Genomic DNA, 16,194 nt, shown 5'->3' on the forward strand with positions numbered 1-16,194 from the left:
CGACACGGTCCTTGTCAGAGCCCGATCTCGTGGGCAAACGGCGGGTTCGCCCCTGCTCGCGAGACGGTGACTGCCGCAGCCTTGGCGCCGAGCGCCAGAAGGGCCGCAATCTGATCTTCGGACAGGCTTGCGACCTGTGTCTTGGTGAGCAGGTTCTGCATTTTCAGCGAGGCCAGCACACCGGCGTCGAACGTATCACCGGCACCGACGGTATCAACCACCGTCACCTTCTCGCTCGGCACGGTCACCTTGTGATTGGCGGTGTAGCCGACTGCACCATCGGCGCCGCGGGTCACGACGACGAGCTTTGCGCCGTGATGCAGCCAGTGGCGGGCAAGCGTGTCCTCATCGCCTTCAAGGCCGAACCAGGCAAGGTCTTCATCCGAAAACTTGACGATATCCGACATCGCCGCCATGCGGTTGATGCGGGCGAGATGCGAGGCCTTGTCCTTGATAAAGCCGGGACGGATGTTCGGATCGAGAGAGATGACGCGCTTGCCCTGCTCGCGGGCCATCAGCGCTTCGTAGGTCGAGCCACAGGGTTCCGGGATGAGGCTGATCGCGCCGAAATGCAGGGCTTCGCAATCGTCGCCGATCGCTGGCAGGTCGGCCTCGGTGATCATGCGGCCGGCCGTGCCCTCGTCATAGAAGGCGTAGGTGGCATGGCCATCCACCAGCTTGACGAAGGCAATGGTGGACGGGCGGGCGGTGATGGCACAGTAGCTGAAATCGACATTGCTGCCGCGCAGCGTCTCGCGCAGCACATCGCCCATCATGTCGTCGGCAAGGCCTGTGAAGAAGCCCGTGTCCACGCCGAGGCGCCCGAGCGCGATGGCCGTATTGAAAATGGCGCCACCGGCATAGGGCGCAAAGCCCTTTTCGCCAAGCGTGGTTTCACGCGGAAGCATGTCGATAAGAGCTTCGCCGCAGCACAGGATCATGGATTTCCTCCCAAGGAATTTGCCTGTTTTCGACAGGAATAAGCGAGCTTTTGTCCGTTGACCAGAGCAAAAGCTCGCGTTCCGCGAATGCTTAGCGCGGCAGTTCGCTGATGCCGCCGTTGCGGGCCGACCATGCCAGCGGGGCATCCAGAAATGCCTCGACTTCCGACAGCGTGTTCTCGTCGAACAGCTTCTGGTCGCGGGCGACCGAAAGCACGTTGCGCCATGTGGCAATGTGGTGGAACTGCACCTTGCCATCGGCAAACCGCAGCGCGCCCTCGTCAAAGATACCGTAGTAGAACAGGGCCATGCCATGATCGACGACGCCGCCGGCAGCGCGGATGGCATCGATGAACTTGAACATCGAACCGCCGGCCGTGGTCAGATCCTCGATCACGAGGACGCGTGAACCTTCGGGCAGGTTACCCTCGATCTGGGCGTTGCGGCCATGGCCCTTGGGCTGCTTGCGCACATAGATCATCGGCAGCGCCAGGCGATCTGCCAGGAGGGCTGCGAATGGAATGCCGGCTGTCTCGCCGCCTGCGATGCAATCGAATTTTTCAAAGCCGGCGTCACGCAGAAGCGTCGACACGGCGAAATCCATGATGGTAGAGCGGATGCGCGGGTAGGACAGCAGCTTGCGGCAATCGATATAGACCGGGCTCATCATGCCTGAGGCAAACTTGTAGTGCTTTTCGGCATTGAAATGCACCGCACCGATTTCCCACAGCATCTTGGCCATGAGTTCGGCCATAACGCTACGGTCCGGAAATGTGGTCTGAATCATGCGCCCGCTCCTTTGCTCGATTCATCGTGTCGCAAGTCCCTGCGGAAAGGCCGCATGACATTCTCGTCGGAACTGCATCTAGAAACCACGCGCCGCAATATCAGCAAGCGGGAGACCGCGCCAGCGCAAGGCGGGTACGATTTACTGAATTCAGGCGTTTTCAGGCGCTTGTGCGATTTTCGCCCGACGACACTGACCGCAGGTAGCCTGAGACCTGGACGCGGTCACGCCCGGCCCGCTTTGCTTCGTAAAGTGCCGCATCGGCGAGACTGAGCACAGTTTCGAAAAGCACGCCCGATTGGGAACCCACCGCGATTCCGGCGCTGACCGTGCAGCGCACGCGGTCAACCCCGACCGTGATGTCACGGGCACCGAAACGATTGCGGATATCGTTGGCGATCCGCTCGGCGCGCCCCGGCAGAACATTGTCGAGAAGGACGGCGAATTCCTCGCCGCCCAGTCGCGCGGTGTTGGGGCCCGGCGTTTCCACCAGCAGATCCTCGGCAAAGATCTTCAGCACTTCATCGCCGACCGCATGACCGTACTGGTCGTTGATTGTCTTGAAACGGTCGATGTCGAACACGATGACTGCGGTGGAGGTGCCCAGCATCCGACCGCCGTTGCGCTCGAACATGGCGCGGCGGTTCATCAGTCCGGTCAGCGCATCGGTCATTGCCTCGCGCCGATGGAGCGCTGCCATGCGCCACTGGTGAAGCGCCAGCGAGAGCGCGCCGATGCCTGTCATGCCGGCGATGCAGATGCCGATATTGAGCGTCTCGGCCCAGTTGTTCGGGGCGTGACCCAGCACCCACTGCTGGTTGGCAATGAGGACGGATGCACACAGAACGAAGGAAAATCCGCTCATCGCATAAAGGATGGCCATGCCGGTCAGCGGACCGGGCGCTTCGCTGCGCGCCAGCCAGTATTGCCATGCCGTACCGCCAAGAAGCAGCGCTGCTGCAATGTTCATCAGGATGAAGCCCAGCCCGTCGAGACCGCCGATCATCAGCGGCAGACCCGGGGCGATCGCCGCAAGCGCCAAAAGTGCGGCAAGCCGCCAGGGCTTTGCACCGGTGCGGAACTGCACGGAAGCACCGTATATCACGCTGAGGCCGGAGATCATGAACACGTATGCGACGGATGCGGTCAGGGTACCGGCTTCGGCCGTATAAAAGCCATAGGCGAAGATGCCGGTTACCGTCATGCTCAATGCGATGACCAGCGTCAGCAGGAAAGAATCGGTCCGCCTTGAAAACCAGGTGCCGAACAAGGTCACCATCAGGCACGCGGCAGAAACGCCGAGCGCAAGCAGAAGAGATTTATAGTCTAGCGTCATGCCGGCAAACTCTTCGGTGATCGAAGTCAGGTAACGGGCGGAAAACTATCTCCCGTTTGTCTCCAAATTATTACCAAGCAACCGTCAAGCTTAAATTTCCTGCCAAATGCCGCTTAGGTTTCAACGACTTCCCAGTGCAGCGGAAACATCGGATCAAACACGGTGATGAGGCCAGCCCCCGTGTCCCGCTTGTCCGGGAAAGCAACCGGATCAGCCTGGCGAACCATCGAAATGCGTTCTTCGTTGGGCGCCAGACCATACCAAGCAGGGCCGTTCAGCGAGGTGAAGGCTTCGAGCTTGTCGAGCGCGTTATCCTGTTCGAACACATGGGCAAGGCAGCTCATGGTGTTGAGCGAGGTATAGATGCCGGCGCAACCGCAACCGCATTCCTTCAGCGGATCCACATGCGGCGCCGAATCGGTGCCGAGGAAGAAGCGGGCATCGCCGGAAGTCGCAGCGGCTCTCAGCGCCAGCCGATGGTTTTCGCGCTTGGCGACCGGCAGGCAGTAATAATGCGGGCGGATACCGCCCACCAGAAGCGCGTTGCGGTTGATGATCAGGTGATGCGTGGTGATCGTTCCAGCCAGATTGGAATCGGCCGACTTGATATAGTCGATGCCGTCGGCCGTGGTCACATGCTCCATCGTCACCTTCAGTTCCGGCAGGCGCTTGCGCAGCGGATCGAGAACGGTCTCGATGAAGACGGCTTCGCGGTCGAAGATATCGACGTCCGGCGTCGTGACTTCGCCGTGTACGCAAAGCGGCAGGCCGATCTTTGCCATGCGCTCCAGCGCCGGCATCGCCTTGTCGAAATCGCGCACGCCACCATGCGAGTTGGTGGTGGCACCGGCGGGGTAGAGTTTGACTGCGGTGATCAGGCCGCTGTTCTTGCCGTCTTCGAGATCATTGGGATCGGTCTGTTCCGTCAGGTACAGCGTCATCAGCGGTTCGAACCGGTCGCCCTTGGGCAATGCCGCCATGATCCGTTCGCGGTACGCTCTTGCGTCTGCGGTCGTGACCACCGGCGGGACCAGATTGGGCATAATGATCGCGCGCGCGAAATGCCGGCTGGTATCGCCGATCACCCCTTCGAGAACCGCGCCGTCGCGCAAATGCAGATGCCAGTCGTCGGGGCGGCGGATACTGATGGTATTCATGGGGCCTCTGGGCGGTTGTTGGCGCTGGAAGAGTTCCTCCCCCTTAGCATCAACATTCCGCTCAAAACAATCACCGCGACAACAAACTGACGCGGACGATAGTGTGGAACCCCATCACTACACGCCCCGATTACACGCAAATGTGCACAGGCTGGATACCATTTATCAATGAAAGCTTAAGATCGGCAGGAACCAGTCCGCATTTCCGGCGTTCGTCCACCAATCGAACAGTTCTACCAGCCGGAGCGAGAAGATGAAATCCCTTAATTCGAAAGTCAACAGGGGATTGGCAATTGCAGCAGGCGCTGCCGCAGCTTTCTGTGCATTGACGGTTTCCCTGAGTGCCCAGGAGCGTTCCAACCTCCTCGTGACTGTAGCTCTTCAGACCGAGTGCGACCAGCTTGCCGGCAGCCCATTTGACGAGCAGCGCAATGGTTCATTTGCTCCGGTCGATATCGCAAACATCGACGTTAAGGCCGTTGATGCGTGCCGCACCGCTTACGAGGCGACCGGCAACCCGCGTTTCGCCTATCAGCTGGGCCGCGCGCTCAATAATTCCGAACAGGCCGATCAGGCGATGACGGCTTATAATGTAGCTGCCGAAGCAAACTACCCTGCAGCCAAGGTTAACTTCGGCATGCTGATGGGCCGCCTCGGTGACGAGCAGCAGGAATTCCGTCTCTATACCGAAGCCGCAAACGGCGGTAACCGGCTCGCAGCCTACAATCTTGGCGTCGCCTATCGCGATGGCCTGGGAACTCAGGTCGACGTCACCAAGGCGCTCACCTGGTTTGAAAAGGCAGCTGCTGAAGGCGACGATACCGCTGCGTTCAATATCGGCGCGATTTATGACGAAGGCACTATGTTGCCGGCCGACGATCAGACGGCGATTGCCTGGTACGATCTGGCTGCACAGCGCGGCAATACCGATGCGATGATCAACCTCGGCCTGATGTACGAAAGCGGCGAGGGCATTACGGCCGACGCGCAGAAGGCGGTCGACCTCTATCGCAAGGCTGCCGAGAAGGGCGACCTGTTCGGCGCCCAGAAGGTCATGGAGTTCCAGGAACTCGGCATGATCCCCTCTCAGCCAAAGCAGGACATGAACGAGGGTATGAACACGCTGGTTCTGAAGCAGGGCGACATTGAGACTCCTGCCAAGAACGGCAGAGATATCTAAGTCCGTCGAGACAACGCAGGCTCGCCGACGGCCTCCGCTTAGATCTCTCCGGCTGACGGACCCCAGACATCCGTCATCGCGAAACCATCGGCCAGTGGGTCGAACGGATCAAGCGCGATCTGGTGCAGACCAAATGTAAAACCGCGTCCCGCTATCGTCGAAATGATCGCAGGTTTGCCGGCTACCGTCGTTTCGGCAGCCAATCCCACTTCGAACTGGGTGCCGATGATGGAGCGCGAGATGAAGCTGTCTCCGACCTTTGCCTTGCCGCGCGCGTGAAGCGTTGCGAGATTGGCCGAGTTGCCGGTGCCGCAGGGCGACCTGTCTGCCCGGCCCGGCCACATTGTCGTACAGGTTCTAACCGTGCCATCCACTTCCGTATCGCGAAACATCACATAAGCAACGCCGGAAATTTCGGGAATTTCAGGGTGTACGACCTCGACCTGCCGGTTGACCAGATCCTTCAGGATCATGCCGGCCTTGACCAGTTCCGCGGCATTGCCCTTCTCGATCTTCAGGCCGATCTGGTCGACATCAACCAATGCATAGAAGATGCCGCCGTAGGACAGGTCGAGCGTGACATCTCCCCATTGCGGTGTGCTGATCGTCACATCAAGCTGATGGACAAAGGACGGCACCATGGTGAGCTTCACCTTCTCGCATCGTCCGTCGCGGCAGGTAGCAACGGCCCTGACGAGGCCCGCAGCCGTTTCCAGCGTCACGACCGTCTCGGGCTCTTTCATCTCGACGATACCGGCTTCCAGAAGCGCGGTGGTGGCGCAGATGGAGTTGGACCCGGAACTGGCATGCGCCTGATCCGGCTGGAGGATCACAAAGGCTGCATCCGCATCCGGATGCTTCGCCGGCAGCAGCAGGTTGACGGAACCGATCGGGGCGCCACGCGGTTCCAGGCAGAGGAAGCGGCGCAGTTCGTGGCCCTTGGGATCGGAATTCAACCAGGCAAGCTGGGCTGCGACCGTATCGCCCGGGATCTTCGGGACGCCACCGATTGCGACCCGTCCGATCTCACCTTCGGCATGGACATCCAGCAACTGGATCGTACGTTTCCATCTCATGTTTCGCCCCTGACGCGCTTGAACCTGTTGCCGGATCTCACCGGCCTGATCTCTTTGAAACCGGCCTCAGCGAAGCCAGAGGTACCGGAAGCCCATGTTTCGGTCCGGCGCGCGATGATACGGAACGAGCCTTGTCCGGAAATCGGTGGCGGAAAGACCAGTCGCGCTTTCCAGCATTGCCGCATCGAGTTTCGGCTCGACAACGGCACCGTCTCCATCCGCCTCGATCACCAGGACCGGCGGCGCGAGATCCCGCATCGCGCGCTTGACTGATGCGCTGTCGATGTCGAACACCGGTACATCGGGAAACTGCATGCGGATATTGCCGGAAAGATGCATCCCGAGCGCCAGAATGGTTGCCGGGCGATCCTCGGTGCGGATCTGCTTTGCCAGGTCAGCAAACGGCATATTGATACGGCCCGGAGGTCCAAGCAGGCCTGCCGTCAGAACCTTTGCCGGCCCCGGTACCAGCACGACCACCATGATCACCAGAAACACGGGGACCAGCCGTTTGAAACCCAAACCAAGGTCGGCCCCGGCGCGATCGAATTTCAGCAGCAGATACAACGGCAACGCCAGCAGATAAGGGTCGAGCCAGCGCTCGGTGATCCGTGTCGTTCCAGCCACGAGGACGACCGCAACCACGCCGACCAGCGAGAACAGCATGATGCGGCCAAACAGCGTGGTCCAGCGATCCCCTGCCCTGACCGCCCGTTTGACCGACGACTTGAATGCAAGTGCCAGCACGACGACAGCCAGTGCGCCGAAGGCGAGGCAGGCGACGAGGAGCGATCCGAGCGCCTTGGTGACGCGGAAAATACCCTGCGGCGCATCCGACTCAACCATTTTGCCGAGCGTGCCACGCGTTGCGAGATCGAGATTGCCGAGAAGCCAGACCGCGTGCGGCAGGACGATGGCAATGCAGATGACGGCGGCGAGCAGCATGCGCGGATCAAGAAGACGCGCGCGCCAGTCCCGATCGAGCGCAACCGCCACGATGGTCGCGGCCGGAAGGATGACGAAATTGTACTTCGAGATCGTACCGATCCCGATCGCAATGCCGATGATCGCATATCCCTGCCAGTCAGGACGCACCAGCGTGCGGCAAAGACCGTAGAAAAACAGGGAGGTCGCCATCAGGAGCGCGATCGTGTGGGTAAGATCCTGCTGCGGCATGAAGGAAACCTGCGGCAGCAGCGTCAGGCTGAGCATGGCAAGGCCGGCAAAGCTGCGGCTGACATGCAGTTCCCGCGCGGCAAGGCCCATGAACAGATAGACCAGGAACAGCATTCCGAACCGGGGCAGCGCCAGCGACAGCAGCGAGATGTCGAGCGCGCCAACGAACAGGTTCTGTACCCAGTTGTAGAAAGGCGGCTGCGGTCCGTAGCCGAGCAGCCAGAACTGCGAGTTGAGCGACTGCTCAGCCTCGTCGAGCGTCAACGAATTGGGAAGCGACACGCGAATGGCGATGCTGAGTATGAAGTAGATGCCGAACAACACCGCGACCGGCTTCACACCGCCGGAAAGAAAGCCGGAGATGCCCCCACTAGCGCCGGAGCCACCGTCTCTCGATGACAGCATGTTTGCGTTCTGCATGGTTCTCGCTCCGAATTGACGGAACAGCAGGTCGCATATCCCCTATCGACAAATCAACAAAAATGATTGCCGGCGGACCGAGAGTTGAGAGAACATTTTTGGGAAGAAGAGAATGGCGCACCCGAAGAGATTCGAACTCCTGACCCCCAGATTCGTAGTCTGGTGCTCTATCCAGCTGAGCTACGGGTGCGTCTGCAAGCAGTGTGTTTTACTTGCGTGGCGATCCTCTAAATGCTGCGGCAAAGGATTGCAAGCGATTTTCGGTCAGCGGCTGTCATTTTCATGTCAAATAGTTCGCAAGCCCCTGAATTTGCGTGATTTTGCGATCAGGCGCGGGCGCGGTAGTCGTCCAGCGATACGGGACGGTCGGGAATTTCGATGCGGAACTGAGTACCCTCGGTCGGCTTTTCCACCAGCGCAATCGTGCCGCCATGGGCAAGGACAAGCTCGCGTGCGATCACCAAGCCAAGACCGGTGCCGCCGGACCGGGCCGAACCGCGGAAGGCCGAGAACAGGTTCTCGCGGGCCTTGCGGGGCATGCCGGGTCCGGTGTCGTCAATCATGATGCTGACGACGCTGCCGACCCTGTGGGCTGACACCGTGATGCGGCGCGCAATCGACTTGTCGTCCGGCTCGAACGTCACCAGCGCCTGCAGCGCGTTGCGGCAGAGGTTGTGGATCACCCGGAAGATCTGTTCGCTGTCGCAATCGACCTCGAGATCGACGGCGATCTGATCGTGAAATTCGATGCCGGCATCAGGATCGATGGCCAGGATGTCGCGGACTTCCTGGAAAAGTTCGGCGAGAAGAATCCGGCGCCGCTTCGGCGCGGCTTCCGAGGCCTGCCCGTAAGCCAGCACTTCGGTCGTGTAGCCGACGGCGCGGTCGATCGTGCGCAACAGTTTTGGTGCGAAGCTGCGCACCATCGGATCTTCGACATCGGTCAGGCGGTCCGACATCAGCTGCGCTGACGCAAGGATGTTGCGCATGTCGTGGTTGATCTTGGAGACGGCGAGACCGAGATCGGCCAGGTTGCGCTGTTGTTTCAGCGTCCGCTGCAGCTCCGTCTGCATGGCCGACAAATGCCGGCCGGCGACGGCGAGCTCGCCACGAGACCGGTCGGCAGTAAACACACGCGCAGGATCTTCCGGCTGCTCGGAAAATTTCTGCATGCTTTTCGTCAGGCGCCGGATCGGCAGGATCATCATGCGGTTGATGGCGAGGAAGATAAGAACTGCCGTGATGATCGAAATCAGCAGCGACAGGAGAAACATCATCTTCGCGTATTTGAGCATATCCTTGCGCAGAGCATCATCGGTCATGACCAGTTCGATGATCATGTCACTTTCGCCGATCGGGCCGTAGATGCGCATGACGCGTCCGCCGCCCAAAAACAGCGTGTCCAGCGCGTCGCGCATCGTCACCAGAAGCGGCGTATCGGTCAGATCATACTGCTCGTCGATCTGCGGCGGCACATCGACTGCTGCCAGCAGGCGCGAGGTCCCGTCCTTGCGCAGCGCAATCACCTTGGTTCCGGTGGCAAGAAGCGTGTCGTCCTGTACGGCGCGGGGCAGTTCCGCCGGCTGAAGTCCGTCGATGACGATTCCGGCCGCAGCGGCAGTATCCAGCCGGTCACGCAGCCAGTTCATCCGCATGCCGGCAACAGACGGCATGAAGATCAGGATTTCGGCCAGCATCACGAAGACGATCGTCAGCCAGAGAAGACGACCGGAGAGCCCACGGAAAAGCTGCGGCATCTGCTCGGCAGACGCCCTGGAGGCTGTTCCGGTCTGCGCCGATTGCTCCTGCTTTGGAGTTTCGGCCGCATCATCCATGTGGCTCGTCATCGTTATCTCGCCTGTCCAGCCGTTCGGTGGTGGCTGCAATCATCTGCATATTCTAGCTTTCTGGCGCATTTTTTCCACCCCCCAACCGGAAGTCGGCCTTGGAGCGTTTCCTGGGCTAGATTGAAGCACGACAGAACCGACAAAAACAAAGGGCCCGGATGGACGATACCACCCGGGCCCCTGTTCGCTTGCACGGGTGGTTCGGCTCAGAATTCTTCCCAGTCCGCGCTTGCCGACGGCGCCGCTGCCGCAGCGGCGGATCCGCCGCCAAATGCGCGGGCGATCGATTTGGTCATGGTCTTGACCGGGGACACGCGGGGCGCCGGTGTTCTTGCGGAGGCAGAACCGGAAGCGACCGCGACGGGCGCACGATGACCCGACGCTTCGCCGTCGATCCGGAACTTGGATACGAGTGCGAAGAGATTGTCCGCTTCACCGGAGAGCCTAGAGGTCGCGGCGGATGTTTCTTCCACCATCGCGGCATTTTGCTGCGTCACCTGATCCATCTGGTTGATGGCGCTGTTGATCTCCGCCAAGCCGGTCGCCTGCTCGCGCGATGCAACGGCGATCGAGTTGATGTGATCGTTGATGCTGATGACGCGGGATTCAATGTCGGACAGGGCATGGCCGGTGTTCTGGACGAGACGCACGCCGGCCGCTACTTCGTCACCGGACTTGCCGATCAGCGCCTTGATATCCTTGGCCGCACTGGCAGACCGCTGCGCCAGTTCGCGCACTTCCTGTGCGACGACGGCAAATCCCTTGCCGGCTTCGCCCGCACGAGCTGCCTCGACACCGGCGTTGAGCGCCAGGAGGTTGGTCTGGAAGGCGATCTCGTCGATGACGTTGGTAATCTGGGCAATCTCGCGCGATGCCTGCTCGATACGGCCCATGGCGTCGACAGCGCTGCGCACCACCTCACCGGACTGCACGGCACTGGTCTTGGCTTCGCTCACCATCACGGTCGCCTCGGTGGCGCGCTCTGTCGAGGTCTTCACGACAGCTGTGATCTCGTCGAGTGCCGCCGAGGTTTCTTCCAGAGCTGCTGCCTGCTGCTCGGTGCGCTTGGAGAGATCGTTGACGGCGGAGCTGAGTTCGGATGCTCCGTCGTTCATCGCGCCGGTTCCGGCACGGATGTTGCGCATCGTGCCACGCAGCGTGTCCATCGTCGCATTGACGTTCTGCTGCAGTTCGGCAAAGGCGCCCTTGAAATGGCCAGCCATGCTGTCGTCGAACTTGCCTTCCGCCAAGCTACCAATGACACGGCGCGTTTCCGCCACGCCTGCATCGACACTTGAGACAAGCTGATCGACATTGCGTGCGAACCTGTCGAGGTTTTCATCGCCCCACTGTTTGTCGATGCGCCGCGAAAAATCACCTTCGACCGCTGCGCCGACGACGTTGGCCATGCGCGCCTGAAGATCATCGTTCTTCGATCGCATCTCAGCTTCGGCACCGCTCATCCGCGCCACCTCGAGGCCGTTCTTCTTGAACACGCCGACGGCCTCGGCCATGTCTCCGATCTCGTCGGCACGGCCGGCAAAGGGCACAGCTGCAGCGTAGTCGCCGGTGGCCAGTTGCTTCATCGAAGACGTAAGCTCGAGAATCGGCTGGCTTATCTGCTTGCGACCGAGCGAAATGCCGAATGCAAGACCACCCATCACACCCAGCAGGGTAGCACCGAGCACGCTGTAGAAGATCATGTCGCCAAAGCCGTCGATTTCGGCGCTGAGCTTGTCCATCGCCGCCTGGTCGATCTTGACGATTGCGTCGATCTGCTCCTGGTAAGCCTTGCGGTTGGCGCGATTGGCGTCGTTATTGCCCTGAACGTTGGCGGCCTGTGGCCCTTCGGCCTGACCGAGACGCGCAGTCTCGGAGCGGAAGGCCTTAAATTCCTGGAAGCGCGCGACGAGCTTGTCGAAGATTTCCTTCTCCTCCGCCGGGACGGTCGGCCCCCAAGCGGCGATGAGCTTCTCGATTTCGGCAAGCGATTTCATGATACCATCGCCGAACGGCTTGGCGCTTGCTGCGTCCTTGGCTGCATAGACGCCCCGCGCATCCATAACAACGGCCGTCACCATGCGGTTAAGATGCTCACCCTGGTACACGCGCTGCGCAACAGCAGCATAGTCTCTGGTCTGCTGATTGTATTTCTGGACTGCGAAGAGCGATATGCCACCGATGACACAGGTTACAACGCTCATCACACCAACGAGCATGTTGATCTTGGCTCTTATCTTCACAATGCATTCCCCCGAAGCGACAAATCAAAAAATGCGGAGGGCCCTAAACCCCTACATCTTGATGGTGCGAGAAATAGCACTCAGAGATTAACATTTGTTGATGATCAAAAGCTCAATTAGTGAGCGCCTGCCTAGTCTAGCGCTGCCTCGCAACTGACTGAAGTCTCCCGAATCCACGAAAATACATGGGGTCTACTCCGGGAAAGCACGGTTTTCATCCGTCAGGCTTACAGGACATGGAAAGCCCGTGTGGACACAAGCGTTAACGCGACATCCAGAATCCAGCCAGTTTCATCAGACACTTGCCCGGAACCGAGCGCAATCGCGGTGCTGCGATTGACTTTTCGCGCCTCTTCCCCTTATAAGCCGCGCACGTTCACAAGGCTCCCAGTCGCACTGCGGCCGGCGCCCGAACGTTTCCTAAACGCTCTTGCTTTTAACGAAGCAAACTTCAAGAAGGGCCGCACACCGCGGTATTAAAAAAATGAAGCGTACCTACCAGCCGTCCAAGCTTGTTCGCAAGCGTCGTCACGGCTTCCGCGCCCGTATGGCAACCAAGGGTGGCCAGAAGGTTCTTGCCGCTCGCCGCTCACGTGGCCGCGCTCGTCTCTCGGCTTAACGCCGGGATGCCCGGATAGCGGGCGATGACGACCGAACCTACGAACAAGAAGACTGCCGGGCGGCTGAAAAGCCGGCCGCAGTTCCTTGCCGTGCGAAAGGGTGAAACCCGACGCGGCCGGACTTTCCTTCTGGAAGTCCTTGATCGACATCAGCCGGACGAAGCGCCGCGGGTCGGATTTACTGTTACCAAGAAGCACGGCAACGCGGTTGAACGAAACCGCATGCGCCGCCGCCTGAAAGAGGCGGTTCGGCACTCAGCCGCATTTGCAATGAAGAACGGACACGACTATGTCATTGTCGCGCGGAGGGAGGTCCTCAAGACCCCGTTTGCAGACATGACGGCACAGCTCATCGAGCGCATCGAAAGCCTGCCGAAATCGAAGCGGTCCGAGGAGACCCTTTCCAGGAAAGCATGATGGAAAAAAACCGCAATTACTTCATCGCGATCGCACTTTCTGTGATGATCGTCCTTGCCTGGCAGTTCCTCTATATGAACCCGAGGATGGAAGCTCAGCAGCGCGCCGACGAAGCACGGCTTGCGCAGCAGCAGCAGACCACCGAGCAGGCCGGACAGAACTTCACGCCGGAAAGCCCGGGCGCTGCAACCTCGACCGGCAACCTTCCTGGCGCAAACCAGGCGCAGGCGACGGCTACCCGCGAAGAGGCGCTTGCAAAGTCTCCGCGCGTTGCGATCGAGACCGCGGCCGTCTCGGGCTCCATCAACCTGGTCGGCGCTCGCTTCGACGATCTGAAGCTTCGCGAATATCATGAGACGGTCGACGACAAGAGCCCGATCATCACGCTATTCTCCCCGGCCGATACCAGAGACGGCTATTTCACCGAGCTTGGTTACATCGGCAGTGACACCAGCGGCACCGTACCCGGTTCCGGCACGCGGTGGACGCTTGCTGGCGGCGACCGGCTGACGCGCGAAACGCCGGTGACGCTGTCGTTCACGAACGACAAGGGCATCGTCTTCAACCGCACCATCGCGATCGACGAACACTACATGATCACGGTCAACGACAAGATCGACAACCCGACCCAAGAGCCGGTTTCGATCTCCTCCTATGGCCGCGTGACCCGTTACAACAAGCCGGCAACGCCGTCCGTCTGGGTCATCCACGAAGGCTTCATCGGCGTTCTCGGTGCCGACGGCAGCCTCAGCGAACATACCTATCACAATATCGAGGAAGAGGCTGTCGCCAACACGAAGGCGACCGGCGGCTGGCTCGGCATTACCGACAAATACTGGGCCTCGACGATCGTGCCGCCACAGGCGATGCCGTTCGAATCCCGCTTCACGCATTTCACCGACGGCCAGCCGCGTTACCAGGCGGATTACAAGGGCGACGCGCTTTCGATCGCTCCCGGCCAGTCGACAGAGCTGAAGAGCCTCGTGTTTGCCGGCGCCAAGGAAGTTCCGCTGATCGACCAGTATGTCGAGCAGCTCAAGATCCCGCATTTCGATCTCGTCATCGACTGGGGCTGGTTCTACTTCATCACCAAGCCAATGTTCAAACTGATGGACTTCTTCTTCCGTCACGTGGGCAATTTCGGCGTGGCAATCCTTTTGACAACCGTCGTCGTCAAGCTGCTCTTCTTCCCGCTGGCGAGCAAGCAGTATGCCTCCATGGCCAACATGAAGCGCATGCAGCCGCGGATGGAAGAGCTGAAGGCCAAGCACGGTGATGACCGCATGGCCCTTCAGCAGGCGATGATGGCGCTCTACAAGGAAGAAAAGATCAACCCGATCGCCGGTTGCTGGCCTGTGGTGCTGCAGATCCCTGTCTTCTTTGCGCTCTACAAGGTGATCTATACCACCATCGAAATGCGGCATGCGCCGTTCTTCGGCTGGATCCAGGACCTTTCTGCGCCGGACCCGACATCGCTGTTCAATCTGTTCGGTCTTCTGCCTTACGACGTCCCGCATTTCTTGATGATCGGCGTCTGGCCTATCATCATGGGCATCACGATGTTCATCCAGATGCGCATGAACCCGACGCCGCCGGATCCGACACAGGCGATGATCTTTACATGGATGCCGCTGGTCTTCACCTACATGCTGGCGTCCTTCCCGGCCGGTCTCGTGATCTACTGGGCATGGAACAACACGCTTTCGGTGTCGCAGCAGGCCCTGATCATGAAGCGCCACGGCGCCAAGATCGAGCTGTTCGACAACATGAAGGGGCTGTTCAAACGAAAGCCCGCGGCGTCCAAATAGCTATTCTTCAGAAACCCCGGTTCGCCGGGGTTTTTCTTTGGCCGATTGAAAGCCTAGCGAGCGGAAAGCGACATTGGCTGGCGTGGGTGGATCAGTCCCGCCTTTAGGCCGGCGCTAGGTTGCCCGAGGCAAGTTCCGCAAGCAGAGTAGAACATGCTGACGCTGGAATTGCTCCAGCAACCGGAACAGTCCCATGCCCGCGCCCTTCCCGCCGCCCACCCCACCGGGTCCACCCTTGGCCGGCACGATCCCCGCGAGCCTTCCCGGCTCGGAATACCGTATCGGCGCCCTGCTCGTCTTCGGCTCTGCTTTTGCCTGGAGTTTCGGCGGTGCGATCGCCCGCTTTCTCGATATCCCCGACAGCTGGACGATCGTGTTCTGGCGCAGCCTGTTCGGCACCCTGTTCCTGCTCGCCTTCATGCTGCTGCGCGACGGGCCGCGCGGCACGGTGGCGCTGTTTCGCAGCATGGGCTGGCCGGGCCTTTCGGTCGGCCTCTGCTTCATGGTGGCGTCCACCTGCTTCATCATATCGATCCAGTATACGACCGTCGCCAATGTGGTGCTGCTCGGTGCCGGTGTGCCGCTGTTTGCGGCGCTGATGGTCTGGCTGTTTTACGGCGAGCGCATATCGGGCGTTACCTGGCTTGCGATCGGCACCGTGATCGTCGGTGTCGGCATCATGGTATCGTCCTCGTTTACCGGAAAGGTCTCGCCGCTCGGAGACGGTCTGGCGCTGATCATTCCGCTGGTGTTTGCGCTGGCGACCGTCATCACCCGCCGTTACCCGCATGTGCGGATGACACCCGCCACCTGCTTCGGATGCTTTGCAGCCGGCATGATCGCGCTGACGATGTCTTCGAACCTCGCGGTCACCCCGGGCGAACTCGGTATTCTCTTCATCTTCGGTGCGCTCAATCTCGGGCTCGGCATGGCACTGTTCGTCACCGGTGCGCGGCTTATCCCCTCAGCGCTGGCTGCCCTGCTCGGCACTGGTGAAACCGTTCTCGGGCCCGTCTGGGTCGCCATGATCCACGGCGAGATCCCGGCACCGCGCACGATCGCGGGCGGGGCGCTGATCCTTGCGGCGCTCATCACCCATCTGACATTCGAGTTTCGTCGCCAGAAGAGACAGAACCGGTCGGACGCTTGACATATGGGGTTAAAACCCGGAAGCGATGTCCTTGAA

The 16,194-nt window shown here is 60.3% G+C and carries 13 protein-coding genes and 1 tRNA gene; 5 read left to right on the forward strand and 9 right to left on the reverse strand.

All coding sequences use genetic code 11. The features are described 5' to 3' along the window. Positions 1-14: 14 nt before the first annotated feature. The 4 genes from AC0JZ8_RS03770 to pyrC form a co-directional block, all read right to left on the reverse strand. Entirely contained in the window at positions 15-941 is a 927-nt protein-coding gene (locus tag AC0JZ8_RS03770; protein WP_192087585.1) for a carbohydrate kinase family protein, read from the reverse strand. A gap of 91 nt (positions 942-1,032) precedes the next feature. Next, complete coding sequence (locus AC0JZ8_RS03775) at positions 1,033-1,728, reverse strand: orotate phosphoribosyltransferase (protein ID WP_062453965.1); 696 nt, start codon at positions 1,726-1,728, stop codon at positions 1,033-1,035. 160 nt (positions 1,729-1,888) lie between these two features. Next, positions 1,889-3,064: a GGDEF domain-containing protein gene (locus AC0JZ8_RS03780; protein WP_062578921.1), complete on the reverse strand. Its 1,176-nt coding sequence runs from the start codon at positions 3,062-3,064 to the stop codon at positions 1,889-1,891. Positions 3,065-3,177: 113 nt separating this feature from the next. Further along, the gene (pyrC, locus tag AC0JZ8_RS03785; RefSeq protein ID WP_471891849.1) at positions 3,178-4,221 is read right to left on the reverse strand and encodes a dihydroorotase; all 1,044 of its coding nucleotides are present in this window, start codon (positions 4,219-4,221) and stop codon (positions 3,178-3,180) included. 253 nt (positions 4,222-4,474) lie between these two features. Between pyrC and AC0JZ8_RS03790 the strand changes: the two genes are divergently transcribed. Then, positions 4,475-5,401 carry a tetratricopeptide repeat protein gene (locus tag AC0JZ8_RS03790; RefSeq protein WP_184654141.1) on the forward strand — a complete coding sequence of 309 codons (927 nt, stop codon included), beginning with the start codon at positions 4,475-4,477 and terminating at the stop codon, positions 5,399-5,401. A gap of 38 nt (positions 5,402-5,439) precedes the next feature. Here AC0JZ8_RS03790 and AC0JZ8_RS03795 read toward each other — a convergent pair whose 3' ends face one another. The 5 genes from AC0JZ8_RS03795 to AC0JZ8_RS03815 all read right to left on the reverse strand — a co-directional run bounded on the left by AC0JZ8_RS03795 (position 5,440) and on the right by AC0JZ8_RS03815 (position 12,163). Next, positions 5,440-6,477 carry a 4-hydroxyproline epimerase gene (locus AC0JZ8_RS03795; RefSeq protein WP_184654142.1) on the reverse strand — a complete coding sequence of 346 codons (1,038 nt, stop codon included), beginning with the start codon at positions 6,475-6,477 and terminating at the stop codon, positions 5,440-5,442. A 66-nt stretch (positions 6,478-6,543) separates the two neighbouring features. Continuing rightward, a complete protein-coding gene (locus AC0JZ8_RS03800) occupies positions 6,544-8,073 on the reverse strand; it encodes a glycosyltransferase family 39 protein (RefSeq protein WP_471891850.1) in 1,530 nt (509 codons plus the stop codon). Between the two features lie 113 nt (positions 8,074-8,186). Further along, a tRNA-Arg gene (locus tag AC0JZ8_RS03805) sits at positions 8,187-8,263 on the reverse strand. A 136-nt stretch (positions 8,264-8,399) separates the two neighbouring features. Then, positions 8,400-9,908 (reverse strand): sensor histidine kinase, encoded by a 1,509-nt coding sequence (locus tag AC0JZ8_RS03810; protein ID WP_113109678.1) that lies wholly within the window; start codon positions 9,906-9,908, stop codon positions 8,400-8,402. 218 nt (positions 9,909-10,126) lie between these two features. After that, positions 10,127-12,163 (reverse strand): methyl-accepting chemotaxis protein, encoded by a 2,037-nt coding sequence (locus AC0JZ8_RS03815; protein ID WP_471891851.1) that lies wholly within the window; start codon positions 12,161-12,163, stop codon positions 10,127-10,129. Between the two features lie 484 nt (positions 12,164-12,647). On the opposite strand from AC0JZ8_RS03815, the gene rpmH reads away from it, so the two are divergent. The 4 genes from rpmH (at position 12,648) to AC0JZ8_RS03835 (ending at position 16,158) form a co-directional block, all read left to right on the forward strand. Beyond that, positions 12,648-12,782, forward strand: a complete 135-nt coding sequence (rpmH, locus tag AC0JZ8_RS03820; protein ID WP_062578914.1) for a 50S ribosomal protein L34 — start codon at positions 12,648-12,650, stop codon at positions 12,780-12,782. Positions 12,783-12,807: 25 nt separating this feature from the next. Continuing rightward, positions 12,808-13,200 carry a ribonuclease P protein component gene (rnpA, locus tag AC0JZ8_RS03825; RefSeq protein ID WP_062453971.1) on the forward strand — a complete coding sequence of 131 codons (393 nt, stop codon included), beginning with the start codon at positions 12,808-12,810 and terminating at the stop codon, positions 13,198-13,200. Then, complete coding sequence (gene yidC / locus AC0JZ8_RS03830; RefSeq protein WP_062453972.1) at positions 13,200-15,008, forward strand: membrane protein insertase YidC; 1,809 nt, start codon at positions 13,200-13,202, stop codon at positions 15,006-15,008. Before rnpA ends, yidC begins: the two co-directional genes overlap by 1 nt. 193 nt (positions 15,009-15,201) lie before the next feature. Next, entirely contained in the window at positions 15,202-16,158 is a 957-nt protein-coding gene (locus tag AC0JZ8_RS03835; protein ID WP_471891852.1) for a DMT family transporter, read from the forward strand. The last annotated feature ends 36 nt before the right edge of the window (positions 16,159-16,194 follow it).

This window comes from Velazquezella soli, from assembly GCF_977018685.1.